At 47.7% G+C, this 26,573-nt stretch carries 29 protein-coding genes; 14 read left to right on the top strand and 15 right to left on the bottom strand.

The genetic code is table 11. The features are described 5' to 3' along the window. The first annotated feature begins 41 nt into the window (after positions 1-41). Positions 42-608 carry a hypothetical protein gene (locus KNO78_RS11345; protein ID WP_214691362.1) on the top strand — a complete coding sequence of 189 codons (567 nt, stop codon included), beginning with the start codon at positions 42-44 and terminating at the stop codon, positions 606-608. A gap of 54 nt (positions 609-662) precedes the next feature. Here KNO78_RS11345 and KNO78_RS11340 read toward each other — a convergent pair whose 3' ends face one another. Next, positions 663-2,579, bottom strand: a complete 1,917-nt coding sequence (locus KNO78_RS11340; protein ID WP_214691363.1) for an endonuclease MutS2 — start codon at positions 2,577-2,579, stop codon at positions 663-665. Between the two features lie 458 nt (positions 2,580-3,037). Between KNO78_RS11340 and KNO78_RS11335 the strand changes: the two genes are divergently transcribed. The 3 genes from KNO78_RS11335 to nagE are packed head-to-tail and all read left to right on the top strand — an operon-like array spanning position 3,038 to position 5,882. Then, entirely contained in the window at positions 3,038-3,526 is a 489-nt protein-coding gene (locus KNO78_RS11335; protein WP_015880356.1) for a PTS sugar transporter subunit IIA, read from the top strand. Positions 3,527-3,546: 20 nt separating this feature from the next. Continuing rightward, positions 3,547-4,395, top strand: a complete 849-nt coding sequence (locus tag KNO78_RS11330; RefSeq protein WP_015880355.1) for a PRD domain-containing protein — start codon at positions 3,547-3,549, stop codon at positions 4,393-4,395. Beyond that, positions 4,392-5,882 (top strand): N-acetylglucosamine-specific PTS transporter subunit IIBC, encoded by a 1,491-nt coding sequence (gene nagE, locus KNO78_RS11325; protein ID WP_015880354.1) that lies wholly within the window; start codon positions 4,392-4,394, stop codon positions 5,880-5,882. The genes KNO78_RS11330 and nagE overlap by 4 nt, the downstream gene beginning before the upstream one ends. Before the next feature lie 285 nt (positions 5,883-6,167). Here the strand turns inward: nagE and htpX are convergent, their stop codons facing one another. Beyond that, entirely contained in the window at positions 6,168-7,052 is an 885-nt protein-coding gene (gene htpX, locus KNO78_RS11320; RefSeq protein WP_074035094.1) for a zinc metalloprotease HtpX, read from the bottom strand. A gap of 18 nt (positions 7,053-7,070) precedes the next feature. Beyond that, the gene (locus tag KNO78_RS11315; RefSeq protein WP_074035096.1) at positions 7,071-7,619 is read right to left on the bottom strand and encodes a LemA family protein; all 549 of its coding nucleotides are present in this window, start codon (positions 7,617-7,619) and stop codon (positions 7,071-7,073) included. 128 nt (positions 7,620-7,747) lie between these two features. On the opposite strand from KNO78_RS11315, the gene KNO78_RS11310 reads away from it, so the two are divergent. Beyond that, the gene (locus KNO78_RS11310) at positions 7,748-8,932 is read left to right on the top strand and encodes an amidohydrolase (protein WP_074035098.1); all 1,185 of its coding nucleotides are present in this window, start codon (positions 7,748-7,750) and stop codon (positions 8,930-8,932) included. A 9-nt stretch (positions 8,933-8,941) separates the two neighbouring features. Here KNO78_RS11310 and KNO78_RS11305 read toward each other — a convergent pair whose 3' ends face one another. From KNO78_RS11305 to KNO78_RS11285, 5 genes are all read right to left on the bottom strand, one after another. Then, positions 8,942-10,270, bottom strand: coding sequence for a hemolysin family protein (locus KNO78_RS11305; RefSeq protein WP_031424263.1), 1,329 nt, complete (start codon positions 10,268-10,270; stop codon positions 8,942-8,944). A gap of 91 nt (positions 10,271-10,361) precedes the next feature. Next, complete coding sequence (locus tag KNO78_RS11300; protein ID WP_196431722.1) at positions 10,362-10,835, bottom strand: DMT family transporter; 474 nt, start codon at positions 10,833-10,835, stop codon at positions 10,362-10,364. Between the two features lie 11 nt (positions 10,836-10,846). After that, a complete protein-coding gene (locus tag KNO78_RS11295) occupies positions 10,847-11,521 on the bottom strand; it encodes a Crp/Fnr family transcriptional regulator (protein ID WP_074035100.1) in 675 nt (224 codons plus the stop codon). A 14-nt stretch (positions 11,522-11,535) separates the two neighbouring features. Continuing rightward, the gene (locus KNO78_RS11290; protein ID WP_015880345.1) at positions 11,536-11,961 is read right to left on the bottom strand and encodes a DMT family transporter; all 426 of its coding nucleotides are present in this window, start codon (positions 11,959-11,961) and stop codon (positions 11,536-11,538) included. Between the two features lie 109 nt (positions 11,962-12,070). Continuing rightward, positions 12,071-12,730 (bottom strand): type 1 glutamine amidotransferase domain-containing protein, encoded by a 660-nt coding sequence (locus KNO78_RS11285; RefSeq protein ID WP_031424259.1) that lies wholly within the window; start codon positions 12,728-12,730, stop codon positions 12,071-12,073. 374 nt (positions 12,731-13,104) lie between these two features. Between KNO78_RS11285 and KNO78_RS11280 the strand changes: the two genes are divergently transcribed. Beyond that, positions 13,105-14,208, top strand: a complete 1,104-nt coding sequence (locus KNO78_RS11280; protein WP_214691364.1) for a glycerol dehydrogenase — start codon at positions 13,105-13,107, stop codon at positions 14,206-14,208. A 17-nt stretch (positions 14,209-14,225) separates the two neighbouring features. Here the strand turns inward: KNO78_RS11280 and KNO78_RS11275 are convergent, their stop codons facing one another. Both KNO78_RS11275 and KNO78_RS11270 read right to left on the bottom strand, forming a co-directional pair. Then, positions 14,226-14,693, bottom strand: a complete 468-nt coding sequence (locus tag KNO78_RS11275; RefSeq protein WP_214691365.1) for a hypothetical protein — start codon at positions 14,691-14,693, stop codon at positions 14,226-14,228. A 55-nt stretch (positions 14,694-14,748) separates the two neighbouring features. After that, the gene (locus KNO78_RS11270; protein ID WP_015880340.1) at positions 14,749-14,967 is read right to left on the bottom strand and encodes a hypothetical protein; all 219 of its coding nucleotides are present in this window, start codon (positions 14,965-14,967) and stop codon (positions 14,749-14,751) included. Between the two features lie 174 nt (positions 14,968-15,141). On the opposite strand from KNO78_RS11270, the gene KNO78_RS11265 reads away from it, so the two are divergent. Both KNO78_RS11265 and KNO78_RS11260 read left to right on the top strand, forming a co-directional pair. Next, positions 15,142-15,981 carry a M15 family metallopeptidase gene (locus tag KNO78_RS11265; RefSeq protein ID WP_159563267.1) on the top strand — a complete coding sequence of 280 codons (840 nt, stop codon included), beginning with the start codon at positions 15,142-15,144 and terminating at the stop codon, positions 15,979-15,981. Positions 15,982-16,057: 76 nt separating this feature from the next. Beyond that, positions 16,058-16,396, top strand: coding sequence for an antibiotic biosynthesis monooxygenase (locus tag KNO78_RS11260; RefSeq protein WP_074035108.1), 339 nt, complete (start codon positions 16,058-16,060; stop codon positions 16,394-16,396). Here KNO78_RS11260 and KNO78_RS11255 read toward each other — a convergent pair. Further along, complete coding sequence (locus tag KNO78_RS11255; RefSeq protein WP_074035110.1) at positions 16,376-17,077, bottom strand: CBS domain-containing protein; 702 nt, start codon at positions 17,075-17,077, stop codon at positions 16,376-16,378. The two genes, KNO78_RS11260 and KNO78_RS11255, sit on opposite strands and share 21 nt — an antisense overlap. 114 nt (positions 17,078-17,191) lie before the next feature. Here KNO78_RS11255 and KNO78_RS11250 point away from each other — a divergent pair, with 114 nt between their 5' ends. Next, complete coding sequence (locus tag KNO78_RS11250; RefSeq protein ID WP_159563266.1) at positions 17,192-17,923, top strand: AzlC family ABC transporter permease; 732 nt, start codon at positions 17,192-17,194, stop codon at positions 17,921-17,923. Continuing rightward, the gene (locus KNO78_RS11245) at positions 17,920-18,219 is read left to right on the top strand and encodes an AzlD domain-containing protein (RefSeq protein ID WP_196431716.1); all 300 of its coding nucleotides are present in this window, start codon (positions 17,920-17,922) and stop codon (positions 18,217-18,219) included. The genes KNO78_RS11250 and KNO78_RS11245 overlap by 4 nt, the downstream gene beginning before the upstream one ends. A 34-nt stretch (positions 18,220-18,253) precedes the next feature. On the opposite strand, the gene KNO78_RS11240 is transcribed toward KNO78_RS11245, so the two are convergent. Next, positions 18,254-19,732: an HD-GYP domain-containing protein gene (locus tag KNO78_RS11240; RefSeq protein WP_214691366.1), complete on the bottom strand. Its 1,479-nt coding sequence runs from the start codon at positions 19,730-19,732 to the stop codon at positions 18,254-18,256. A 103-nt stretch (positions 19,733-19,835) separates the two neighbouring features. Further along, complete coding sequence (locus KNO78_RS11235) at positions 19,836-21,587, bottom strand: mechanosensitive ion channel (protein WP_214691367.1); 1,752 nt, start codon at positions 21,585-21,587, stop codon at positions 19,836-19,838. A 224-nt stretch (positions 21,588-21,811) separates the two neighbouring features. Here KNO78_RS11235 and mgsA point away from each other — a divergent pair, with 224 nt between their 5' ends. The 4 genes from mgsA (at position 21,812) to KNO78_RS11215 (ending at position 24,375) form a co-directional block, all read left to right on the top strand. Next, complete coding sequence (mgsA, locus tag KNO78_RS11230; RefSeq protein ID WP_078146039.1) at positions 21,812-22,225, top strand: methylglyoxal synthase; 414 nt, start codon at positions 21,812-21,814, stop codon at positions 22,223-22,225. Between the two features lie 44 nt (positions 22,226-22,269). Next, entirely contained in the window at positions 22,270-23,130 is an 861-nt protein-coding gene (locus KNO78_RS11225) for a hypothetical protein (RefSeq protein WP_078146038.1), read from the top strand. A gap of 111 nt (positions 23,131-23,241) precedes the next feature. After that, positions 23,242-23,757 (top strand): YflT domain-containing protein, encoded by a 516-nt coding sequence (locus tag KNO78_RS11220; protein ID WP_078146037.1) that lies wholly within the window; start codon positions 23,242-23,244, stop codon positions 23,755-23,757. Between the two features lie 12 nt (positions 23,758-23,769). Continuing rightward, positions 23,770-24,375 (top strand): YflT domain-containing protein, encoded by a 606-nt coding sequence (locus KNO78_RS11215; protein WP_214691368.1) that lies wholly within the window; start codon positions 23,770-23,772, stop codon positions 24,373-24,375. A 41-nt stretch (positions 24,376-24,416) separates the two neighbouring features. Here the strand turns inward: KNO78_RS11215 and KNO78_RS11210 are convergent, their stop codons facing one another. Further along, positions 24,417-25,379, bottom strand: coding sequence for a 2-hydroxyacid dehydrogenase (locus tag KNO78_RS11210; RefSeq protein ID WP_214691369.1), 963 nt, complete (start codon positions 25,377-25,379; stop codon positions 24,417-24,419). A gap of 48 nt (positions 25,380-25,427) precedes the next feature. After that, the gene (locus KNO78_RS11205; RefSeq protein WP_214691370.1) at positions 25,428-26,570 is read right to left on the bottom strand and encodes a YcjF family protein; all 1,143 of its coding nucleotides are present in this window, start codon (positions 26,568-26,570) and stop codon (positions 25,428-25,430) included. Positions 26,571-26,573 lie beyond the last annotated feature (3 nt).

Genomic DNA, 26,573 nt, shown 5'->3' with positions numbered 1-26,573 from the left:
CGTTCAGTCCTACAATTGAAGTAACAAAGGAGGAGATACACATGAAATCAACAAAACTAGCAATCGCCTTAGCCGGTCTATTGGCCGTCTCAGGCACAGGCGTATATGCCGCGACGAATGACACGACGACTGATGAATCGACAACGACAGCATCCACACAATGCGAACGTGGTGAACGAGGGCCTGGTATGTTCGGTGACCGAGAAGCAGGGCATGCCGCTCTCATCGAAGCGCTCGGTTTAACGCAAGAAGAAGTGGATGTGGCTCGCGAAAACGGGCAATCTCTCCCTGAACTCGCAGAAGAAAAAGGGATTTCAATTGAAGCGTTCATCGACGCGATCATGACGTCGCATGAAGAAAAACTCGCAACCGCTGTGGAAGAAGGAAACTTGACGCAAGAAGACGCGGATCAAATCCTTGCGGACCACAAAGAACGGTTTGCCGATGTGACAAGTTACGATGACTTGGAAGATATTCGTGGTATGCGCGGTGGACGTGAAGGTGGTCGCCATGGTCACGGTCCACACCATGACGACTCAACTTCTTCAGATGACGATGCTTCAACAGAGAGCGACAGCAACGTAGAAAATCAAAGCAATAGCTTATAAGTCAAAAGGGCAGCCACTCGCGGTGGCCGCCCTTTCTAAATGAATCTAGACATTTTATTTCCGGTTAGATTGCTCTTGTTTCTTCCTTTCTCGGATCTCTTTCTCTACTCGTCGTAACGCTTTCTTTGATCCTCGAGCAAAGTCGTGGGCTTCCTTACGCTCCTGATACGTCGTGAATAACGTATCTAAATCATAGTCAGCCGGATAGAGTTCTGTTGCACGTGCCTCAAGACGAACGCGGCGGCTCGGCAACTCTACATATTCCAAATCTACGAACACTCGGACATGTCGACGCGATGCATCAAACGAATAGACAAGACCGACTTGATTCGTCTCTAACAAGCGGACACGGTCACCTTTTTCAAAATGCTCTGTTTCTTCAAGCGGGGCCATCTCCACTTCTCGCGTAATTTTAGAATCATCGACTTTCGTAATATCATACGTTTTCTCGTTCATATAACGGGATGCCTGTTTCAAAATCGATTCCGGCAGCCTCATCTTACGGGCGATAAAAAGAGCGTTGCTGTCGCCAGACTGCCCCATGATCAGCCGATATTTCGGTTCGAGCGTTTCCGGATCAAACTGCATCGCAGCGTTCATGAAATCTGGGTGGGCTTCAGAATAGGATTTGATTTCACCATAATGTGTCGATGCCACAACGATTGCGCCCCGTTTATATGCCGCTTCCAAGATGGCAATTGCAAGAGCCGCCCCTTCATTCGGTTCCGTCCCGCTCCCAATCTCATCGAATAACAAGAGCGAACGTTTTCCAGCGGTCTGCATGATATTCGCCACATTGTACATGTGTGCAGAGAATGTACTGAGTGCCGATTCCAAGTCTTGATTATCTCCGATATCGACGAACACTTCATCGAACGTCGAAATGATCGTATCGGTGTGAGCTGGGATATGCAGTCCCGTCATCGTCATGAGACTAAGGAGTCCAATCGTTTTCAAGACGACCGTCTTCCCTCCGGCGTTCGGTCCGGTGATGATCAAGCCGCGATAGTCTGTACCGATGGCAAAGTCGAGTGGAACGGCGCTTTCTAAAAGTGGATGACGTACTTGCTTCAATCGGATGCGACCGCTCGCATTGACGTGTGGTGTCACCCCGTCAATCGACTGACTGTACTTCCCTTTGGCGAAGACCATATCGTACTGGGCGATGACATCGAGCGTCGATTCGATGTCAGGAAGGACTTCTGTCACCGCTCCCGTCAACGTCGCTAGCACTTGATACACCTCTACCGCTTCTTCTGTACGCTTGACGACAAGTTCAGCGTTTAACTTCGCGATCGCTTCCGGTTCGATAAAGACCGTCGTCCCACGATTCGATGTATCCACAATCGTCCCTGCCACTTTATGCTTATAGGAAGCTTTGATTGGGATGGTGAAGCGATCCTGTTTTTTCGTGACGAATCCGTCTTGGATCATCTCGCGATTGGCGGCGCTCTTTAAGAACTTGTTCAATCGTTCCTCGATTCGTCCTTCTAAAATGTCGACTTGCTTCCGAATCCGCTTCAACTCTTTTGATGCTTCATCGACGACCTGTCCGGCTCGAATCGATTGTGTGATGTCTTCTTCTAACGTCCGCCATTCGCCCATTCCTGAAGCATAAGCCGAAAGAAGCGGCGCAAAGAATTCATGCTCGAGCATGAATCGCTTGAGTTTGCGTGCCCCTCGTAAAAACTCGGCGACCGCTTCAAGCTCTGTTGCCTCGAGTTGGATGCCTCGTTGCAGTTTTCCGATAATGGTCTCCATGTCAGACACACCGATGAACGGGACGTGTGACGTCGCATCTAAAATCGCTCGGGCTTCGGATGTTTCTTGCAGGCGCTTCTTCACCGTCGTAATGTGGCTCGTTGGGCGTTGCTGTCTGAGTAATCGTCTCCCGAATCCGCTGATGCAGAAGCGTTCTACTTTCATCATCAATTCGTTGTATTGTAATTTTTCAAATGTTTGTTCGTTCATGTTTCTCTCTCCTCAAATGATAGAATCGAGATACCGCGCAAACAAAAAAGCGTCGGTCGATGACGACCAACGCAAAAAGACAGACGGGTGTCTGGCAGTTTTTGATGGGCGGTATCTGTAACGGAACATGACGGCATGACAAAAAGACGTGTCATCCGACATTTTTCAGTTCGTTAGGCAGATACAACCTCACTCATCAACATGCAACACCTTTCTTACTTAGATTCGCCCTTACTATACAATAGATTCGTTCCCTTGTAAAATTTTAGAGAACGCTTTCAAAAAAAGACTTGTGTCTCAAACCAACACATGTTATGTTGAACGTGAAGAAACGAATAGTGATCACATGTGACTGATTCGATCAGGCATGGGGTAAGACGTACGGTGCATGCCACCCGTCTATACTCCATGCCTGTTTTGTTTTTCGGTGTTTTGTTTCAAGAAAGGATGTAGTAGACATGCTATGGAATAAGTTAATGAATCGACACAAACCGACACTGCACTCACCAATGGAAGGAGACGTCATTCCACTCGAACAAGTTGCGGACCCGGTCTTTAGTGAAAAAATGATGGGCGATGGCATTGCCATCACACCAACAGACGGTGCCGTCGTCTCACCGGCTGATGGAGAGATTGTACAAATCGCTCCAACAAAGCACGCCATCGGCATTCGGACCGAGGATGGGGCTGAGATTTTGATACACGTCGGACTCGATACCGTTGAACTCGAAGGTCGACCGTTTGATCTTCAAGTAGATGTGGGCGACCACGTCAAGACGGGACAGCTGTTACTCACAGCAGACTTGGCGCAAATTCATCAAGCTGGTAAGGACACGGTCACGCCAATGGTCGTGACGAATGGTGGCGCACTTGCCCATCATTACGCCTTCACGTTCACGAAGGAAGCTGTTCCGGGCAAGACGATTGTCGCCCGAGTGGAAGCGTGACTCCGGAATAAGGAGGACACATGATTAAAATCAAAAAGATTCTAAACAACAATGCGGTCATCGTCTCAGACGAGGGTGAAGAAAAGATTGCGATTGGCCCTGGCGTCGCGTTTAAAAAAGCGAAGAACGACATCGTCAATCCCCATAAAATCGAAAAGTTGTTCATCATGCCAGAGAATGACAAGTTCCAACAGTTATTGAGTCGGATTCCCGTTGAACACTTCACCGTTTCCGAGGACATTATCTCTTATGCGGAAAAACGTCTCGAGACATCGTTCAACGAACATATCCACATTGTCTTGACCGACCACATCTCGTTCGCCATCGAGCGGGAAATGGATGGCATCTCATTACGCAACAAACTGTTGAACGAGATTAAAATCCTCTATCGGAATGAATATGAGATTGGACTATGGGCGATTGAGCATATCGCTGAAAAGCTCAACGTCCAAATGCCGAAAGACGAAGCTGCGTTCATCGCGCTTCATATTCATACGATGAAAGTGAAAGGAGGTGATTTACGCAAGACGGTCAAACAGACAACAATTGTCCGCGACATGATTCAATCGATTTCACGACGACTCGATGTATCCATTGAAGAAGATGACTTATCCTACCAACGATTATTAACTCATTTACGGTTCGTCATGGATCGGGTCAACCATTACGATCATCATACGATTGATGAAGACATGCTCCGCATGATTCAGACGAAGTTCACGTCTGCCTATGCGTGTGCATCAGATGTCGCAAAAGAAATGGAAGAGACCTATGGCATCGTCTTGCCCGAGTCAGAACTTGGTTATATCACGCTTCACATCCAACGTCTACAAGATCAACACCATCAAAAAGGAGGAAATCAACAATGATGAACTTTTTCCAACGTCTCGGACGTTCCCTCATGTTACCGGTCGCCGTACTACCGGCTGCTGCCATTCTCATGGGGATTGGTTATTGGATTGACCCAGTCGGCTGGGGATCTGAAAACATTGCCGCTGCATTCTTAATTAAGGCAGGGGCCGCTATTATTGATAACATCCCAATTCTGTTCGCAGTCGGGGTCGCGCTCGGAATGGCTAAGAACCGTGACGGTTCAGCAGCACTAAGTGGACTCGTTGCCTTCTTGACGGTCACAACGCTTCTCTCAGCAGGAACGGTAGCATTGTTCCAAGGAATCGACGTAGAAGCCGTCAACCCGGCATTCGGTAAGATTGGGAATGCTTTTGTCGGGATTCTATCCGGTCTCGTCGCCGCTTCCATGTATAACCGCTTCAGTCAAGTCAAATTGCCAGATGCTCTCGCCTTCTTTAGTGGGAAGCGTCTCGTACCAATCATGACAGCCTTCTCGATGATTCTTGTATCGGTCGCTCTTTACTTCATCTGGCCGGTCGTCTATACAGGTCTCGTCGGTTTCGGTGAATCGATTTCAAAACTTGGCGCATTCGGTGCCGGACTTTACGGATTCTTTAACCGCCTCTTGATTCCAACCGGCCTTCACCACGCCCTCAACTCTGTATTCTGGTTCGACGTCGCAGGAATCAACGACATCGGAAACTTCTGGTCAGGTCAAGGTGAAAAAGGTGTAACGGGGATGTACCAAGCAGGTTACTTCCCAATCATGATGTTCGGTCTCCCGGCCGCAGCACTCGCGATGTACCACACAGCGAAAACGAAACGGAAAAAACAAGCCGCTTCACTTCTTCTCGCAGCGGCATTCGCTTCATTCTTCACAGGTGTAACAGAACCGCTCGAGTTCTCATTCATGTTCCTCGCTCCTGTTCTTTACCTTGTACACGCAGTCCTTACAGGAATTTCGCTCTTCGTTGCAGCAACGTTCCAATGGACAGCTGGCTTTGGATTCAGCGCAGGCTTGGTCGACTTTATCTTGAGCTCACGCTTGCCGCTTGCGAACCAACCGTACATGCTCATCGTTCAAGGTCTCGTGTTCGCAGTCATTTATTACGTCATCTTCCGCTTTATGATTGTGAAGCTCAACTTGGCGACGCCAGGCCGTGAACCAGATGAAGTCGTCGATGCGGTTGCAAGTGAGACGGCAGACGGTGAAGCGAAAGTCGCTCCGGTCGCATCAGCTTCAGGTAGCGAATACTCAGCAATGGCACATATGATTTATGACGGTCTTGGCGGTGACAGCAACGTCACAGGCATCGAGTCGTGCATCACACGCCTACGCGTCGATGTCAAAGACATGGATACGGTCAACCAAGATCAAATCAAAAAAGCCGGTATTCCGGGAATCAAAGTCGTCAGTCCAAACCATATTCAAGTCATTGTCGGCACAAACGTTCAGTTCGTCCTCGATGAGATTGAAAAAATCCGTAGCCACCGCGCCGGATAAACGTCGAAAGCCACCTCATTCAGGTGGCTTTTCTTGTTTGGCTGTATATTGTTTATAAAATTGAATGAAATAGTAGAGGAAGATCCACGGTAAGATGTACTGTGTGAGCCACATGAAAACCTTAAGTACTGTATGTACAATATATGGCCCTAGCCCAAATAAAAATAATGCGACTAGTAAAGCGCCGCCTAAACCTATGTATATCTTTTTATTCAACTCATCCACCCCCTTATTTTCCCAGTTCAGTGTAACATAAAGAGCCTGCCGCAACCGGACAGGCTCTGACTACATTTGACGAAGTCGGGAAATGCGTTCGACCGGATCGGGATGTGTTGAGAATAGACCACTCACTTTCTTCTTGAGTGGATCGGAGAAGTAAAGTGGTGCCGAGGCACTCGACGCTTGCTCGACCGGTGTCTCGACGTTCGCAATCTTCTCAAGCGCTGAGGCGAGAGCATCCGGGTTGCGGGTCAGTTCCGCCCCACTCGCATCTGCCAAAAACTCACGATTCCGTGAAATCGCCATATTGATGAGCATCGCGATGAGCGGTGCCAACACCAACAAGACGAGTCCGATGATCAAAAGGATGGGATTCTGGTTTTGATCGCGTCTTCCACCGATACTTCTAAAGAACAGCATGCGCGACCCGATATCGCTCATGATAGCGATGACTGAAACGAGTGCGAGCGTGACCGTCGAGAGTCGGACATCATAATTTTTAATATGCGCGACCTCGTGCGCAATCACCCCTTCTATTTCTTCGCGCGATAATCGATCCAACAGTCCCGTCGTGACGGCGACAGCCGCCTTTTCTGGCTTCAACCCCGTCGCAAATGCGTTTGGCGATGGGTCGTTGATGATAAAGATGCGCGGCATCGGCACTCGCGCGACCATCGCCATGTTTTCGACCGTATGCCATAAAAAGCGGTGCTCTTCCACCGATGTCACTTCTTGCGCCCGATTCATCTTCATGACGATGTTCGTACTCGACATGATGACGATACCGACATAAAACAACGAGAAAATAGGTGTGAAAATTAAACCTGGAACTGCGTCCCCGTAGTTGACGTAGGAAATCGCCGCCCCAACGAGAAGGACGAATAGGACAAACCCTGTGACGATGAAGACCGTCTTCACTTTATTCTTTCGAATCTGTTCATAGAGGAGCATACGCGCCACCTCGATTCATCAAAACGAAACGCGAACGTTCTCGCGCTCTTCGGCACGTGCCTCGAGCATATCGCGCTTTTCGAAATGATGGACGGAAGCGATGATGTTCGTCGGGACCGATTCGATTTTCGTGTTATATTTCATGACCGTATTATTATAGAGCTGGCGCGAATACGCCACTTTGTTTTCTGTCTGCGTCAATTCTTCCTGCAACATCTTGAAGTTCTCATTCGCCTTCAAATCTGGGTACGCCTCACGAAGCGCGAAGAGATTTTTCAGTGCTCCACTCAATTGATCGTTCACTGCCATCTGGTCTTGACGATTCGACTTTTCTCCGAGCTGGTTTCTCAGTTCGACGACCTTTGTAAGCGTTTCTTGTTCATGTTTCGCATAGCCTTTCACCGTTTCGACCAAGTTCGGAATCAGATCATACCGCCGCTTCAACTGTACATCGATTTGAGCCCATGCCTCATCGACCCAATTTCGATATTTGACGAGCCCGTTGTACATCGAAAAATAGATGAGTACAAGCACGACAACCGCTACAATCGCAATAATCCACCCCATGTTGGCACCTCATTTCTTCATTTTCTCCTGTATTAATTCCCTTTACTCGTATAAGATAAGCTTAACTTTCATAACAATTTGTAAATGAATTCATTTCTTGACATGGTAACCACAAAGGAGTGTTCGCAATGATCGTCACGCATGCCGAAGTACGTTTGACCGAGTTGTTCGAAGAAATGGTGTCCCTAAGACGCCATTTTCACCAATATCCTGAACTGTCTTTTCAAGAAGTCGAAACACCAAAGATGATTGCCTCGTATCTCCGTGAACTTGGGATTGAAGTACGTGAGCACGTTGGCGGCAATGGGGTCGTCGGTCGAATCAAAGGCGGTGACGGTCCGACCATCGCATTACGTGCCGATTTTGACGCCCTTCCCATCCAAGATGTGAAAGATGTCCCGTATCGTTCAAAAGTGAACGGGGTCATGCATGCGTGTGGACACGATGCCCACACGGCGACACTTCTCGTTTTAGCGAAAGTATTGACTGAGATGAGCCTTCCAGGAGACGTCGTGTTGATTCACCAGTTCGCAGAAGAATTGGCTCCAGGTGGTGCCAAACCGATGATTGAAGACGGCTGTCTCGACAACGTGGATTATATATACGGTGCGCACATTTGGACGCCACTTCCGTTCGGAACGATTGGCGTGAAAACAGGTCCTGTCATGGCTGCGGCAGATCGCTTTGAATTGACCATTACAGGAAAAGGTGGACATGGCGCGATTCCGCAACATACAGTCGATGCCCTCATGGTTGCCGTGAACGTGGCAAATCATCTCCAACAGGTCGTCAGTCGGCGCATCGATCCGCTCGAACCTGCCGTGCTGACCATCGGTACGCTCCATTCCGGGCAAGCGTTCAACGTCATTGCCGAAGAAGCCAAATTATCGGGTACCGTGCGTACATTCACTCGGGAGACGCAAGAAAAAATCATCTCCGATATGGAGCGGATCATTCGTTCCGTCTGTGAAGCGAGCGATGCTGATTATGAATTGGAGTATATAAAAGGATATCCTGCTGTCGTGAATCATGTGACCGAAACGGAACTCGTCCGTGAGAGTGCGGTGGAGGTCGTTGGTGCAGACGGTGTCATTGAGATGGCACCACTTATGGTCGGGGAAGATTTCGCTTATTATGTCGAGCACGTTCCTGGTAGCTTTTTCTTCACAGGAGCAGGAAATCCCGAGCTCTCCGCAATCTTTCCGCATCATCATCCCCGCTTCGACGTGGATGAACGAGCGATGTTGCACACAGCCCAAGTCTTGTTAGGAGCTTTACGACGAACGTGGATGACACACGAAAAAGAGGGCTGATGCATCGCATCAGTCCTCTTCAGTAATTGGTTCTTTTAATTCTGAAACAAGCACTTGGTCGACACGCTTTCCGTCCATATCCACGACTTCAAAGCGAAGACCATAGGCTTCGACCACATCGCCTCGTTTCGGAAAATCACCGAGTGCGTAAATGACGAGTCCTGCGAGCGTATGATAGGAGTTGCGCCCTTCATCGAATCGGTCATCCCGAATCTCGAACGTTCGCTTCAAATCCTCGATCCCGAGTAACCCATCCGCCAAATATGATCCATCTTCACGACGTACCACTTCCGGTGTATCCTCTTCAATCATCACCTCTCCGACGATTTCTTCTAAAATATCGAACAAGGTGACCATGCCAAGGAATCCGCCGTATTCATCTAAAACAAAGGCGATTTCGACGCCATTTTTCTGCATCATTTGAAGCACCTGGCTCGCCTCTCGCTGTTTTGGAACGATGAGCGGCTGTTTGATGCGCTTCAAAATCTGTGACGGCTCACGCAGTGTCGGCAACGTCAAGATGTCACGTACGTCGATGTACCCGACAAAATCGTCAAGCGAGTCGCGTCCAACCGGTAACTTGTTATGTTTACTTTCATAGATCGATTTCTTCATATCGTCCATGTCATCTTCTAAGTCGACCCATTCGAGCGTCGTCCGTGGTTGCATGAGCTCATAAATCAATTGATCATGAAACGCAAAGACACGTTCGACTTGTCGAACTTCTTCATGAGCGAACTGCCCTTGCTGGGCGCCTTCAAACAAGAGTTGTTTGATCTCGAGCTCAGTCTCCCCACTCGTCTGTTCCGCCTTCAACCCTAACAATTTGAACAAAAAGAGTGTCGATTTCGATAAAATCCAAATGAACGGTTTCATCACTTTACTGAATAAATCGAGCGACGGAATGATTGCCATCGTTACTTTTTCAGGCGAGACGAGCGCAATCCGTTTCGGGACCAATTCACCAATGATGAGCGACAGATACGTAATAATCGTAACGACGGCCACATAAGCAACGGTTCCGGCATACTGCGTACTCATTCCGGCTTGTTCAAATGCCGATGCGAGCGGTGCCGAGAAGCGTGCGCCCCCGTATGCCCCGTTAATAATCCCAATCAATGTGATTCCGACTTGAACGGTCGACAACAAATCTGTCGGGTCTTTCGAATAATGAAGCGCAATCTTGGCACTTCGTTTTCCTCGATTTGCTTCAACCTCAAGTTTTGCAGGTTTCGATGAGATGAGCGCAATTTCTGTCATCGCAAAAATCCCGTTCAACACAATCAAAAACAAAACAATCAACAAATCAATCACTATGGAAGAATCCACTTTTTTCATCACCTCAGCTAATTTTTAAAGCATACTGCTTCATTTTATCAAAAAATCGTTACCAACCTGTACCCGTTTTGCTCAGAAAAATAGCCACTCCTCAAGAAGTGGCTTCGTTGACAGCTTGTTTGGCGATAGCCGCCGTCTGAGACTGTTTAAAGAGAATGACCCCGACAAGCAAGATGGTGAGCCCTACAATTTGTCCGGCCGATAACGTGATTTGAGGCATCCCGAAGGCGCCATATAAATCGACGACTAACGCCCAAATGAGTTGTGACACGAGAATGAGTGACACAGACAATGTGGGTCCGAGTAACTGGATGCTGCGCATGACACAGTACACGACCCCGACCCCAAGCAAACCACCAAGCCAATAGATCGGCGACAAGTCACGTAATCCAGCAAGGTTTCCTCCAAATAATAACAACGGGATGATGGATCCGACCAAACCAACGATAAAGACCAATACGGTGGTGGCCCAAGCCCCTAAATTTATGTTCATTTTCGCGTTGACCGCCGCCTGTACACTAATAAATGCCCCAGCCACAGCCGAACAGATGATACCAAAAATCATATAACCCCTCCTTACTCATAAAACATGCCGTTCGCACGTTCTTTCAATCGCTCACTATTTAAAATGATGACTTCTTTTCTCGTTCGTTTGACCAATCCTTCATCCACGAATGCCTGCAACGTTCGGTTCAAGTGACGATAACTCGTCCCTAGCCACTCTGCGACTTCTTTACGCTTCAGTTGACTCATCTCCGCTTGAAACAGTTCATTCCCTGATTCACTGAGTGAAATCAAGTAACCGGCCAAGCGCTCTTCTAAAGTCGACATGAGATGATTCGACGAGGCGTTCGCCTCAATGAATAATTTTTCGGACACGCCTCGTAACAGATGCTCCGTGAATTCGACCGTTCGATTATATCTTCGAAGCGCCTCGAAAGGGATGCGCAGACATGTTACGGGACCAACCGCTTCAACCGTATGCAATACATTGCGCCCGCTCGCATATTCGATATCTCCAATCAATGTTGGAGCAGCCTTCAGACGCAACAATCGCAATTTCCCTTCTTCACTGAGCGTATAAATTTTGACACGCCCTTCAAGGACGACGAATAAAGATTCGATGTGCTGATCGTTCGAACATAACATGGTCCCAGACGCATATGTCACCACGGACGAAGACTCAAGCGTTTCATTCGAAAACAGATGATTCCACTGCAATCGTTTCAGTGCATCCATAATATCCATCATGTAAAGTGAACTCCTTAAGAAAATGTATAGATTCCGATTCCAACAACCATCAAGACGAGTCCCATGACCTGTCCCGTGTTCATCGGTTTCCGTTTGACACCAAACCAACCATTCAAATCGATGATGAAGGCTCCTACTAATTGTGCCACAAGCAATACACAGATTGCCCATGTGACCCCTAGTTGTTGAATCGCCGTCAATTCGCCGAAGACAACGAATACACCGAACAATCCTCCTAAACTATAATACCAAGGTACGCGCTTGAAGGCTGTCATGTCCGCATCTCGCTTGAAGAAGTAAATCGCAAGTGCCAACAGAAGTCCGACAAAATGAACGATGGTGACGGACATCCATGCGCCTACCGCATCTCCTAGTTTTGCATTAAAGATTCCTTGAAGGGCGATGAACGTCCCTGATAAGATGGCAAATAAAATTCCCATGTCATTCCCCTTTCTCTCCGTCTGACTTTACGAAAAGAAAGAAGACTTGAATAGGACATATGTCCAAACACTAAAAAGCAACTTCGACATTCGAAGTTGCTTCACACGATTATCCGAGTAGCTTAACAAGTTCTTTCCCGACCGCTTCAGAAGACTGAGGGTTCTGACCAGTGACGAGACGTTCGTCAACCGCCACGTTCACCGCCCAGTTGTCAGCTCCCTTGAACTGCCCGCCTTGATTGCGTAGTCCTGTTTCAAGCAAGAACGGGACGGCAGAATCAAGCTGCATCTCTTTTTCTTCTGCATCGGTGAACCCTGTCACCTGTTTATCTTTAACGAGTGGCTCGTCGTTGCTGAGTTTCACATTGACCAATCCAATTGGTCCGTGACAAACTGCCCCGACAATATTCCCACTTTCGTATACGTTGCGAATGACACGTTGTAACGTTTCATTTCCTGGGAAATCAACAACTGTCCCGTGACCTCCCGGTAAGAAGATTGCATCGTACGACTCGTCTGCGACTTGATCGAGACGGGCTGTATCTTTGAGCAATTCCCGTGTATTGAGAATGTCTTCTGACAAACCATCTTCTAAACTATTCGCATCGATTGGCACGTCTCCACCTTCGATACTCGCGACCGTCACTTTATACCCTTCTTTTTCGAACAATAAATAAGGAACGGCAAACTCTTCAAGCCATAATCCCGTTGCATGACCATTTGATAATTGATTTGCTGACGTTGTGACAATCAGTACATGTTTCGACATACTCAATTCCTCCTTCAAGAAAATCAACATACGACTCTACTGTTCCCGATTAATCATCTGTTAAACCCGATGACCTGTTCCCACACGACAAGGTATATCTTTTTTTGACCTGGTGATTTATTCAACCTCCCTTTTTCTCACCACATCCTATACTGAAGAGGAATCGCAATTCCAACCCATGAAGGAGACGTGTGCTATGACGAAACGAATGAACGATTGGGGATTTCTCATTGTCGTCGCCATCATCATCCTATTACTTGTGCTCGGTCAGCTGCCGTTCTTCATGTAATCTTCACGAACATTCTTTACCAACTGTAGTATGATGAGCTTGTAAGCACTTACATTAAACCCGATATGAAAGGATGGAGTTCACTATGTCAGAACGCATTTTCATCAGTCCGGCCAAGTATGTGCAAGGGAAACAAACGATTGATCGCATCGGAGAGTTTGTCGCTCACTTCGGTTCAAACGCGTTACTTATCGCGGATGACGTCGTATGGGAGTTGATTGGCGAACGGGTGACCCAGTCTCTGCAAGCGAGTCAGCTCAAAGCGACGAAAGCTGATTTCGTCGGAGAAGCGTCGAAGCACGAAATCACTCGAATCGCTACAGACGCTAAGAAGCATGAAACAGCGTTTGTTATCGGTCTCGGCGGTGGGAAAACGCTCGATACAGCAAAAGCGGTCGCAGATGAATTGGATGCGCGTATCGTCATTGTACCGACCATCGCCTCTACGGATGCACCGACGAGCGCATTGTCGGTCATATATACAGATGAAGGCAATTTCGAAAGCTACCGTTTCTATAAAAAGAATCCGGATCTCGTCCTTGTGGATACGGAATTGATTGCACAAGCACCGCCACGCTTCTTAGCGTCAGGTATTGCCGATGCATTGGCCACGTGGGTGGAAGTGCGAAGTGTCCTGGCATTCGGAGGCAAGACGATGGCTGGCGGTGTCCCGACACTTGCGGCGGAGGCGATTGCCGAACGGTGTGAAGAGGTTCTATTCACATATGGGATTCAAGCGTATGAAGCTGTGAAAGCAAAAGTCGTCACACCTGCGCTTGAAGCCGTTGTGGAAGCCAACACCTTATTGAGCGGGCTCGGCTTTGAAAGTGGTGGCTTGGCTGCAGCCCATGCCATTCACAATGGATTCACCGCACTTGAAGGAGACATCCACCATTTGACGCACGGTGAAAAAGTTGCATTTGGAACACTCGTGCAACTCGCACTCGAAGGACGCCCTCAAGAGGAGTTCGAACACTATGTCGCCTTTTATATGGCACTCGACTTACCGGTCACACTTGAAGATATCAAATTGAAAGATGCATCTCGAGACGATATCTTGAAGGTCGGGAAAGCGGCCACGGCAGATGGCGAAACGATTCATAGCGGTTTCGATGTTACACCTGAAGAAGTTGCTGACGCCATTATCGCTGCGGATCGCTATGCACGTCTTTATAAAGAACACCTATAAAAACAGCGAGACGAAGCTCAAACGGCTTCGTCTCGCTGTTTTTTGTTCAGGAAGAATGATGAGAGAATTCCGACTCCCATACAACTGACCGTCAAAAGGAAGAACGTCAGCTGGTTCATATAGATGATATTCGTGAACTGGTTCCATCCTTCTGCGTACGACTCATTGGCTGATAAACGAATCCCTTCTCGAAGAGACGTCGCCTGTGATTGGTTAGTCATCCAAGCTATACCGGCCATGACGAAACTTCCGATCGCTAAACTGACCTTTCCAAACGGTCGCACGGATGCGACGACTCGATGTGTCAAACGAACGGTGATCCAAATAAACAACAACAGAAACGGCCATCCAATTAAGAGAACAATCCAGTAAAGATTCCCTTCACTCGGTGTTTCCGAGTAAGGGGTCGTCATCACTTCACCAAGTTTAAAGATTCCGAACGTGATCAACGTCACGATAAACCATGCTTTTATCAATTTCTCCATCTCAACACCTCGTCCTCAGTATAGCAAAAACACCGTATGCGTCTGCACACAGTGTTTAGTCTTTCGGTCGGACGACGTAATAAATCAAAATGACGAGCCACGTCCACACTCCTGTGAAAATCCCGATAATCCCGACGATGAAGAATCCGAGCGGAATCATCGATTTCGTTCGATTATAGTCCTTCCACATATTCGATAGCCCTTTAATATTAAAGTATAAAAAGGCAAAGAATAGGACGAGCAATAAGAGCGGTAACCCAATTAAAGCTTCCATTCGCTCACTCCTCTCTACGATCTCATTCGTTATCTTTATTGTATCGGATTTCATGCTCACCTTCATCGGGCCCTAGGCGTATCCTCTTCCGACCTGTGGGCGGATAAAAGATGTGCACTCTTTCAGAAAAAAGGGAAAAGGAACATCATCTAACTCTCGAGGAGGCGTTTTGCCATGAAGTCCTTGCGTATCTTGATCATTTGTTTGCTGTTGTTTCAAGTGTCGCCGGTGACAGCGGCATCCTCGTCCCCACAACCAGGTTATACGATTAAAACGACGTATTTGTACGGTCGTGCCATGCAATCTTCTCCAATTCTTAAGACGCTACGAACGAACGTCCCGGTCCGCTACACGACCTATAACCGGAGCTGGTCGAACGTCTATATCGGAAATACGAAGTACTTCACTCCCTCTGCCAACTTGAAAGCCGGCATCCCTAAAATGCCTTCTGCAGACCGTTTACGACTAGTCAACAAGGCGAATGCACTCCCGTCCACTTACCGTTCCCCACAACTTGTCACATTAACCATTCCAACTGTTTATCAAAAAGGGAGTGAACGGACCTTGATGACAGCGGAAGCAGCATACGCTTTGGCTAAACTATATTACGCCGGTCGGAAGCAAGGTCATACGTTATACGCCCTTAGCGCCTACCGATCTTACTCGACACAAAAGTCACTCTATGCCTATTACGTCAACACACGTGGGGTCGCATATGCTTCAAAATATGTGGCACGTCCCGGTCATAGTGAACATCAAACGGGTCTCGCCGTTGATATGACGAGTCAACGCATGCGTCTAGGCCTATATGAATCCTTCGACCGATCGCCTGAAGGGAAATGGATGCTTCAAAACGCCCATCTCTATGGATTTATCGTCCGCTATCCAAAAGGAAAAGAGAAAATCACGGGATACAATTACGAACCTTGGCATTTGCGTTATGTCGGTGTCACTGAAGCGACGATGATGAAGCAGAAGAACTGGGCGTTCGAAGAATGGTGGAGCAAACGTTGAGTGAGCATCCTTTTTCAGGCATTTCCCTGTTCACGTTATAATGGAGTCATCTTATTCGTATAGGGGGAAATGTGGGATGTGGATTGTGATGAACAAACTAGACGTTGAAAAAGGAAAGGCCGACGCGGTCAAAGCACGCTTCGAAACGACTAAAGGAATCGAAGCGATGGATGGCTTTGTCCGTATGCAAGTGTTGACGGATACGTCTGATGAGGCGATGGATCATGTCGTCATCATGACCACGTGGCGTGATGCAGACAGCTTTGAGAACTGGCGCGACAGCAATGCTTATAAGCACGCCCATAAGAAACGTGATGACGGGACTTCAGAAGTGAAACCAATCGTCCTCGGCAACACCGTTACCCAATATGAGGTCGCCATTGAACATCTCGCCTCAACGGAGCGCGTTCAATAAATCTTGAGGACGGATGATGCCGAGTAGCGGTTCATCCGGATTTCCGGTCTCTGTAATCAGAAGGGCGTCATATCGTGCGCCCTCTTTCATTTGCGTAAAGCAGTGCTGTGCCTCGATTACGGTCGCATCCTTTCGAATGAATCGATACCGGTGCATATGCGGATCGTGGTGGAGCACGTGCTTCACCCGAACTCCTTTGAGTGACAAGTTGGGCCCGTCGATTGTTTCGGCTAGCCAACTGGTCACTCCTTTTTTCGTCAACAGTCCGCGCCAAGACCCATTGTCATGATATACAGGGAATTGCGAATAATTTTTATCTCGAATCTCCCGGAGTACTTCCGTCAAAAAATCTTCCGACTGAAACGTCACCACCGATTTCGCAAATAATGGAATGACGAGACGTGGATGAAGGAGCTCTCGCTCTACTTCTAAAATCAATGCAACAAGCGACTCGTGTGGCTCCGCGATAATAAAATCAGGTTCACGCCGCTCATGGACGATGGCATTTCGTAGTTGACTCATCTGATGTAAATCTTCTTTATACCGGTCGATGATTGGATTTTGTTTCGCTAACCGATTCACCATGTTACTAAAACTGAAATGTTGCCCATCTCCCATCTCTCGACTCAAGTAGTCCTCGATTCGATGATAGGATGCCAAAAATTCTTCAGCACGACTCATGTAATCACCCTCCTTAACGATACATGTATACCCTCTTTTTTATCATTTGAGCAGGAAACCGTTTATTCATCCCGAATGACATAGAAATCATCTTAATTATGGAGGAGGGCTATCATGGCGACTTCGATTCATCCCACATCACCAACTTCACCGCAACCCACGTTTCGCGCAGGACTACGCGCCGGCATTCCCGTCGCCATCGGATATATCCCGATTGCGATTGCCTTCGGTCTTTTGGCACAATCTTTCAACTTGCCGAATGCTATCACATTATCGATGTCCTTTTTGATCTTTGCCGGGGCAAGTCAGTTCATTACGGTACAACTTCTGATGGCCGGTTCGATGTATTGGGAAATCATTTTGACGACGTTCATTCTAAACTCTCGCCATTTTTTAATGTCCGCCTCACTATCCCAACGGATTGAGAGTACATCTCGAAGACTATTGGCTACCATCGCGTTTGGTGTGACCGACGAAACGTTCAGCATCGCCTCTACTCGTCAAGAGGCCCGTTCCGGTATGTTCGTGCTCGGGTTGAATACAATCGCATTTCTTGCTTGGAATGTCGGGACGTGGATGGGGGTCTTCCTCGCCTTCGGTCTTCCAAGCACATTACAGGCGAGTATGGGGATTGCGCTATATGCGATGTTCATCGGGTTACTCGTTCCATCATTAACGACTCGTCCTGTCTTCGTCGTAGCAAGCTTAGCTATCATTATTCAAGCCATACTCCATTGGGTCATCACCCCGTTCTTCTCAATCTCAGATGGGATTCGAATCATCGTCGCGACCGTTGTCGCAGCCGGAATCGGTGCTTTCGTATTTAAGGAGGAAGAGGTCACATGATATCGTTGTTTCTACTCGTTCTAGGATTGGCACTTGTCACGTATATCCCTCGCCTCGTCCCGCTACTCTGGCTAAAGGAATTGGCGTTACCGGCATATATGAAACGATTTCTTTCCTTCATCCCGTATGCGGTACTGGCTAGTTTGATTTTTCCGGGCGTCCTATCCTCCACCACCACCACCTCGTCTGCCTTATTCGGAGGAGTGGTAGCCACTTTCCTGGCGCTACTACGGGTCAACCTCGTCGTTGTCGTCATTGGAGCTGTATTCGGGGTATATGCCTTTCAAACTATATGACAAAGGAGCGGCACACGAGGTGCTGCTCCTTTTCTTATGCTGATATGCCCTGACGACGAAGCTGGACGAATACGTCCACAAATTCCGCGTCCCATTGTGTTCCCCGACCGCTCTCCAATATGGAAAGCGCCTTTTCCACTGGCATCCCTGACCGATAGGGTCGATCTGATGTCATGGCATCATAAGCATCGGCAATCGCCATGATTCTTCCGAATAACGGAATGTCGACCGCATGTAAGCGGTCCGGGTATCCTTTCCCATCGATTCGTTCGTGGTGCGATCGAACTCCGGCTAAAATCGGTTGAAGCGATGCAGGTAAATGAATTTGACTCAAAATATGGATGCCAATGGTCGGATGTTCTTGAATTTTTGAAAACTCTTCGTCTGTCAGCTTCCCTTCTTTTAGTAGGACGTCATCTCGAATTCCAATTTTCCCGATGTCATGTAGAAGTGCCGACTTGTTGAGTAAATCGACTTGTGCATGCGGTAAGCCAATGGCGCGAGCAAGCTCAACGGAATACATCGCGACACGCTCCGAATGACCTGCTGTGTAGGGATCACGTGCATCGAGCGTTGCTGCGAATAAAATGAAGAGACTGTCTAACAGCTGTGCGTTTTCTTGTTCACGAGCAGTTACCGTCTCAACCATTTGATTGAATCCCCCAATCAGTTGGGCGAACTCATCTAAGTACGGATTCTCGATTTTCTGAAGTTGTCCCGACTCCATCTGTTCGATGCCGGACGTCAAAAATCCAATCGGACGTTTGATGTTGTCATAGAGTAAGAAACTGCATAACACCGCAATTCCGACGATGATGACAAGAATCACGAGCGCCCAATTCCAATACGTATCCGTTCGAGTCGAAGTCGACAATTGGACACTCGACGCCAACATGAACAACATGATGGGAAAGATACCCGTAATGAGCATACTGATCAATAATTTAGTTCGGACACTAAATGATCGATACGTTGCATGAATAGGCAGATGATAAAGTTCGAGATGCCTTTCTTTCATGTATACAAGTAATGGCTCAACCGATCGAACCGTCAAAAAATATTCAATCAAGGCATGTAGTACCGCAATCATGACGGCCCCGATTGCAGCCAAGCCGATCAAACGATAAGGTAAGTCAATCCACCCCATCTGAATAAAAACGGCGGTTAAACCAATTGACGGGATGGATAATCCAAACAAATGAGGACCTAAAATCCGTTGCACCGTTAAAATCGGGAATCGACTCGCTTGTTCGAATGCCGACGTCAATTCGTCAATCGATGGGGATTCGATCATAAAAAGCTGTCGTATCGGTCGAATGTGGCGACGGTATAAGAGTAGTTCTGAGAAAATCATAACTATCCCTGACCCCAACATGATGCCTAACAGTAGTAAAATCTCTCGAATGGACAGGTCAAGCGTTTGAAAAATAAAGACACCACCTACTCCAAAGACGGCCAAACCTGAGCCGATGATATAGTTCATCACGAGCGTCCGTTGAAAACGTTCAAACATTCCCCTCACCCCTACACTCTTTTCTTTTACTATCGACCAGATTTATGCTTGAGTTGAACACAAAAAAACGGATCTCCTTGTAGGAGACCCGTTCAAGCATCGATTATGGGCGTAACGGACCATCGTTATCATCAAGTGATCGATTGTCCTGATCCGGAGTGATGTTTTCATGGAACGGATTCGGTTCCGGTCCATCAACATGGTCAACTTTTGGATTTTGAACATCTCGCTTCAACTCGTGTTTCGATTGTTCCGCTTCATGTTTCGACTGCTCCACGCCTTGCTTCGCTTGTTGTTTTGCAGCTTCCGCTTCGCGGCTCATCTGTTCTTTCTCCTGCTCGAGACCTTCTTTTGAAACTTCCGTTTCATCAATGCGTCGCTCTGCCTTTTTCAAATAACGTGCAGCCGTCTCGCGACCACCAAGACCGAAAGCAAGACCGAAGGCAAGGGCAACAGCTCCAAGAATAAGAAGGAATGCTGTATTGACAATCATCGGTGCGATGCCGAGCTGACTAATTGCCATGAAGAAGACGAGTCCGAGAATCGCATACTTCGCTACGTAGCGAAGCGCACTCGGTTGTCCAGCTCCATCAACAAGTACACTTCCAACTAATCGCTCTGCCATGTTCGCCAACCAGAATCCGACTGCCAAGATGATGAGTGCTGCAATGACCATCGGCAAGTAAGCAAAGATGGCTGTCGCGAGGGATGCCATGAACTCAAGATTCGCGACTTGAAGCGCTTCGGATACGAAGAGCAAGATCACGATTACTTGGACAATGACACCGACCACTTGGGCAATTGACATCGAAGACGCACGTTCCCCGAAGCCCATTTTTTGAGCCAACGAGTTGACGCCAAGATTTTCAAGAAGTGATACAACGACCCCTTTCAACCATTTTGCAACGAACACCCCGACGAGGACGAGGACGATTGCAACGAGAATGTCTGGAATCATGACAAGGACATCATTGAGCATCGCAATCGCCGGTTCCGAGATCCCTCGAATATCGAGCGCCTCAAGCGCCGAAATCGTCACCGGAATCATGATGAAGATGAAGACGATTGTACCGATTGCCTTCGCAAGACTCGATCCTTTCACGTAATCAGATAGATGGAATCGCTCTGCCAAGCGATCTAGTCCTGCAGCTTCGAGGAATTTCGTCAAAATGTCGCGAACAATCTTCGCCACCACATACCCGATTGCGAAAATGAGCGCTGCTGCGACAAGTTTCGGAATGAACCCGAGGAAATTGTTCAATAAATCTTCGAATGGTCCGCTGACCCCACGAAGTCCAAGGGCGTCAAGTACAGCCGGTAATGCCAATAAGAGCACGAGATAGAAGACGATGTTCGCGACCGTGTCGACCCATTTCGTTTGGTTGACGCTTGTCGACTCTTGCCCCGTTTTTTCCATCAACTTGCTCAAATTCAAACGATGTCCCGCCATTTGAATCCCTTTTTTCAACAGGGTAGCGATGACCCAGGCAACGAGTAAAATCAAGCCGGCTTTGATGACACCGATAATCAATCCAGAGAATCCTTCATAAATCTGACTGAATGGTTCCGTAATGGCTGGAACGTTCATGAATTCAAAGATAATCAGGAATGCGAGGAGTAATACCCCAAAGAACACGACTTTTCCGATAATGCGTTCAGGGGTCCACTTTTCTCCTTTCTCCTCATTTTTTTTGATACCGGCCCGCTCATCGAGTCGTGCCTTCTTCAATGCTTTACGTGTCACGTTTTCCAATACTTTCGCCAAGATATAACCGACTACGAGAATAACAATTGCCAGCAAAAGCTCTGGTAGCCATGACATGAACGTATTGAAGTTATACGTTGTGTTGTTCATCGAATCTTCCTCCTTTTTCACATGAAATGATTGTTTTTATTTAACAGTGCTATTTCATACATACCTATATTTCAAAATCATCAAACCTGAAGTGTAAGTCAATTCGTTTACATGACTATTACGATTCATTGGAAATGGGTACGTTAGTTTAAGAGAGAAATCGTGCCAAATGAAGTCAAATATGATACGAATAACAAGAGACGTCATGTTAGGAGGAATTTAGGATGAATATCGCTTTAGTGGCTCACGACAAGAAGAAAGATGATTTAATCGTCCTCATTAAAACTTACACCCATATACTAAAGAAACATCAGTTGTTTGCGACCGGTACAACGGGTAAGCGAATCGCTGAAGCGACCGGCTTGCCTGTCCATTGCTTCCGATCCGGACCGCTTGGAGGGGACCAAGAAATCGGTGCTGCCGTCGCACGCGGGGAGATGGATATGATCATCTTTTTCAGAGACCCATTAACTGCTCAACCTCATGAACCGGATGTGAGCGCATTGATGCGTCTTTGTGACGTCTACTCCATCCCGCTTTCGACAAATATGGGTGGAAGCGAAATTTTGATTCGAAGTATCGAGCAAGGTGATTTCGAGTCACTTAAACTTTCTCATAACGACGAACCTCCGGCTTGACCATGACAAACTGAGAAAGGAGAGGAATCTCCCTGGAACCGAATATGATTCACGATCCGAACGTCCAACAGTTCTTTAACGACGTGCGCCAGCGCCTCATCGAACTACTTGGAAATGAGGCAGAAGCGGATCGCCATCTACTCGCACTTGCTGGATATATCCGGCATGCAGAGAAAAGTGGTCAGTCGCTCGAAAGTCTTTTAAACCAAGATCCTCAGGAATACGCTCGTTTCCTCATTGAACAACCCGAAACAAATGAAGAATATCGTCGACGCTATCACGTGTTGATTGATGCCTCGGATGAATTAAAACCTCATGAAAAAGCGCAAGCAAACCGGGAATTCGATTGGGCCGTCAATCAATTGGACGAAGCCAAGCTTTCGTTAAAAGAAATCGAAGTGCGCGACCTTGCCTTCCTCGCCTACACAAAAATTGAAGCACTCAAATCGTCTCGTACGATTTGGAACCGCTTCGGCTGGCTACTAGGTATGATTTTGGCATTTGCCTACGCCAACTTACTGCTCGTGATTGACGATGTCTTTAGCGGTCGACTATTCACCGCCCCCATGTCGACGTATCCAATTGATTATCTGGCCTTCCTGTTACCCGTCCTCGTGACCGGTGCTATCTTCGGCATATTGACCCGTTTTCGACATTACATCCAGACGCTCGGTCGGCGTATTGCGTTCGCCTTGCTCATCGTTGTCGTCTACATCATGTCTATCTTTCTGATTCAACCGCTCTTAATGACAATTGGTTGGTCATTCATCATTCAGTTGACCCCACTCTACGCGCTCATTTTAATGGCGATCAGTGGCTTTATGGCCATCTGGACATTAATCGAGTTCGTCTGGAAGAGTACACGTTGTTCTCTCGGAGACGATACGCTCATGCTTTATTACTAACCACGCCACTCCTCTTAGGAGATGGCGTTTTTTGTTTCGATTATGGCGAGAACGGAAATTACTCCTATTGTGACGCTTGTTTTAGATTGGAAATTCTAAAGGGGGTATTCGATGTCAGAACGAAAAATGATTGGCCTGTTCCAGACAGAACAGGAAGTCATGCACAAAGTGGAAGAGCTGAAAGCTGCAGGGGAAGCTGAAAAAAATATGCATGTTGTCGCCAAGCGGGACGGGGAAATTTCTGCGTTACGTGACCACACGGATGTAAATGCCGAGTCCGGTATCCGTGACGTCAATTGGCTTGACCGTGTCAAAGCATTCCTACACGGAAGTGACCGCATTCGTGATGAGTTACGGAATATGGGGCTAAACGATGCCGAAGCGGAACAGTATTATGATGCAATCGATGAAGGACAAATTTTACTCTACATCGATCGACACTCGTACGACCGCTATCCGAACATGTATAAAAAAGACAGTGAGCTCGATCATGATAAAGGGGAAAAAGCGGATGGGATCGCCTTTGACGCGAAACCATTTAACGATCACGACGAGAATCCACGTGGTACAAAGGATGATCCGATTGTACGCGGTCATTCTGGATTAGAAGATCATCGCCGATTATAAGGAGGAACGACTATGAATGAGAAACGATTTATCAGCATGCACGACACGCAGGATGCAGCACTTGGGAAAATCGAGGAGTTGCGAGCGAAAGGTTATGAAGACTCACACATTTATGTCGTCACAAAACATGAAGACAACGTTTCGATTTTGAGACGTGATACAGATGTTCATACGGAAGCGACCCATCAAGCGAGCTGGTTCGATAAGGTTCGGGCGTTCCTCAGCGGTCATGAAGACGTGCACGCTGGTCTACGCAACATGGGACTGAGCGAAGAGGAAGTAAAACGTCACTATGACGATGTAGAAGCCGGGAAAATCCTCGTTTATGTGGATGAAGACTTTGAACGTCGTCATCAAGACGGGGTGACAGTCGATTCGAAACCATATCAAGACGCATCATCGACTCATCTCGGTAGTCATACTGACGATGGATTGGAAATCGACTCAAAACCTTACCGTGAGGCTCAGACCGTCGACCCAAGCCATCCCGTAGACCCGGAGCAAGATAGACTGGATAAAGAAACGAAGAATCCAGATCGCGAGGAAAAACTACGTGGTCTCGATGATCGTGCTTATCGAAATGACGTAGAAGATCCGGATAATATCCGACGTTTCTAACATAGTAACAAAGAGCCTGACGCACCCGCGTCAGGCTCTTCTTACGTCAAACGATTCTTCGGTTCTTTCCCTTCGAGCACATTTGTGATGGCATCTCGATTCAATGCCATCATCGCCAGACGTGTCCGAATCGTTGCACTCCCGATATGCGGTAATGTCGTCACGTTCGGAAGCGTCAATAATGGATGACCGAGGTCGATTGGTTCTTTTGTGAATACGTCTAATCCCGCTCCCCAAATCTTCCTCGCTTTAAGTGCTTCATATAGCGCCTGTTCATCGATGATTTCTCCACGAGCCACATTGATGAAAATGGATGTTTCCTTCATCTTGGCAAACTCTTTAGCCCCGAGCATTCCCCGTGTCTCGTCCGTGAGCGGTGCGAGAACGACGACGAAATCGGATTGTGTCAATAGTTCATCGAGTTCCGCATAGGTGAAGCCATACATCGACTCCGACTCATGTCGCCGTGTCCGGTTATGGTATAGAACTTCCATGTCAAATCCTCTTGCCCGACGTGCGACCGCTTCACCGATTCGCCCCATTCCGATGATACCCAATTTCGCTTGATAAAGGTCCATCCCGACGTAGCCCATCGGCAGCCAGGACTTCCACTCCCCGGCGCGCAAGTCACGTTCCGCCTCTCCGAGACGTCGTGCCGTCATCATCATGAGACCAAACGTCAAATCTGCTGTCGTTTCCGTCAAGACATCGGGTGTGTTGGTGACGATGACGCCATTCTCTTTCGCTGCGTTCAAATCGATATTGTTATATCCGACCGCCAAATTGGAGACGACCTCTAAATGTGTGGCACGCTCAAACACTTCACGGTCAATCGTGTCGCTGAGCATGGTCCAGAGCGCATGCGCAGATGACGCTTCTTCTAAAAGAACCTCTCGCGGCACACTTTCCCCTTCATGCTTCCACATGCGCACATCGTATTGATCGCGAAGCGGTTCGACTGCCTCTTCTGGCAAGCGACGCGTAATATAGATTCGCTTTTTCATTTTTCTCCCCCTCTCTACACTTACTTGTAGTCTAACAAATGGGAGGCGTTAAGAGGGTTGATCCGCCTTCGGTTTTTGCTTCAAAAACTGTTCAAATAGCGATCCGAACTCTTGATTTAACAACTGTTCAATCGTTTTCGATGAATCCATAGCATTACGATAAGCGATTTCGTTAATTGCGAGTCCGATGGCCCACGTGATCCCTGATGCGACGGTCGCATTGATGACACCGGCCGCTGCGTTCGCTCCCGGGAAAAACTTCATGACGTTCAATAAGATCGTTTTCGATAACGTGCGACCGATTTGTGGAATGATGGTACTTCCAATGAGCGTCTTCAACAAATCATCACTCGCTTTGACACCCCAATAGCGAAATAGATGGACGCTCATCGTCACCTGAATCGGCGTCAATGCCACGGCATCAGCAAACGGGAGCGGAACCGCAGCAGCCGTTCCTGCGCTCGCGACATAGCCAGAGATAATTCGATTCGCCTTTTTACGCTTTAACTTGAGCATCGCTTCACTCTCTGCATGAATCTCCATCAAGAGCCCTTCCTGCAAGGAAGCATCTAGCTGTTCAACCGACCACGCAATCAGTCGTTCCCAATCCACATATTGACGCAACGCTTCATCGTTCAATATTTCCGAAGAAATGCTGACTTGGAAGATCGCTTCTTCCGGAAGGATTCCATTCAGTTCATTCCGTAATGCCGTCAGTTCCTCTAAATCGACCTGATCGATTTGTGTGAATAAGACAGCGACAGCGGTCGATTCACGTAGACGGCGAATCAAGGCCTTGTCGAGTGGTGTGACACGCTTTGTCGCAGCGTTGATGGTATACCAGACGAGATGAAGTCGTTTGGATGCCTCTTGCCGCTTTGCGTTCTCCACAAACCCGATGACTTCCTCTTCGTAATGTTGTTGCCGCGCACTCCCAATCTCATATCCTTCGCTGTCGAACAAGGTGACTGCGATATCATCACTCGTATATTGATGAATTCCTCTTGTGACCGGTTCCCCGGCTGCTACTTTCGTCAAATCACGTCCAAACACGTAGTTCACAACAGAACTCTTTCCTGCTCCCGTTGCTCCCGCGATGAGGATGTTTGGTTTTTTGACATTGCCCCGTAGCCGTTCGAGCTCTGCCTTTAAATCATAATCTTTAAAATCAAATCGTTTCGTCGATTCCATTTA

It is taken from the genome of Exiguobacterium sp. s132, from assembly GCF_018617235.1.
Taxonomy (GTDB): Bacteria; Bacillota; Bacilli; order Exiguobacteriales; family Exiguobacteriaceae; genus Exiguobacterium; species Exiguobacterium profundum.
This window is presented reverse-complemented; position numbering and strand designations above follow the sequence as displayed.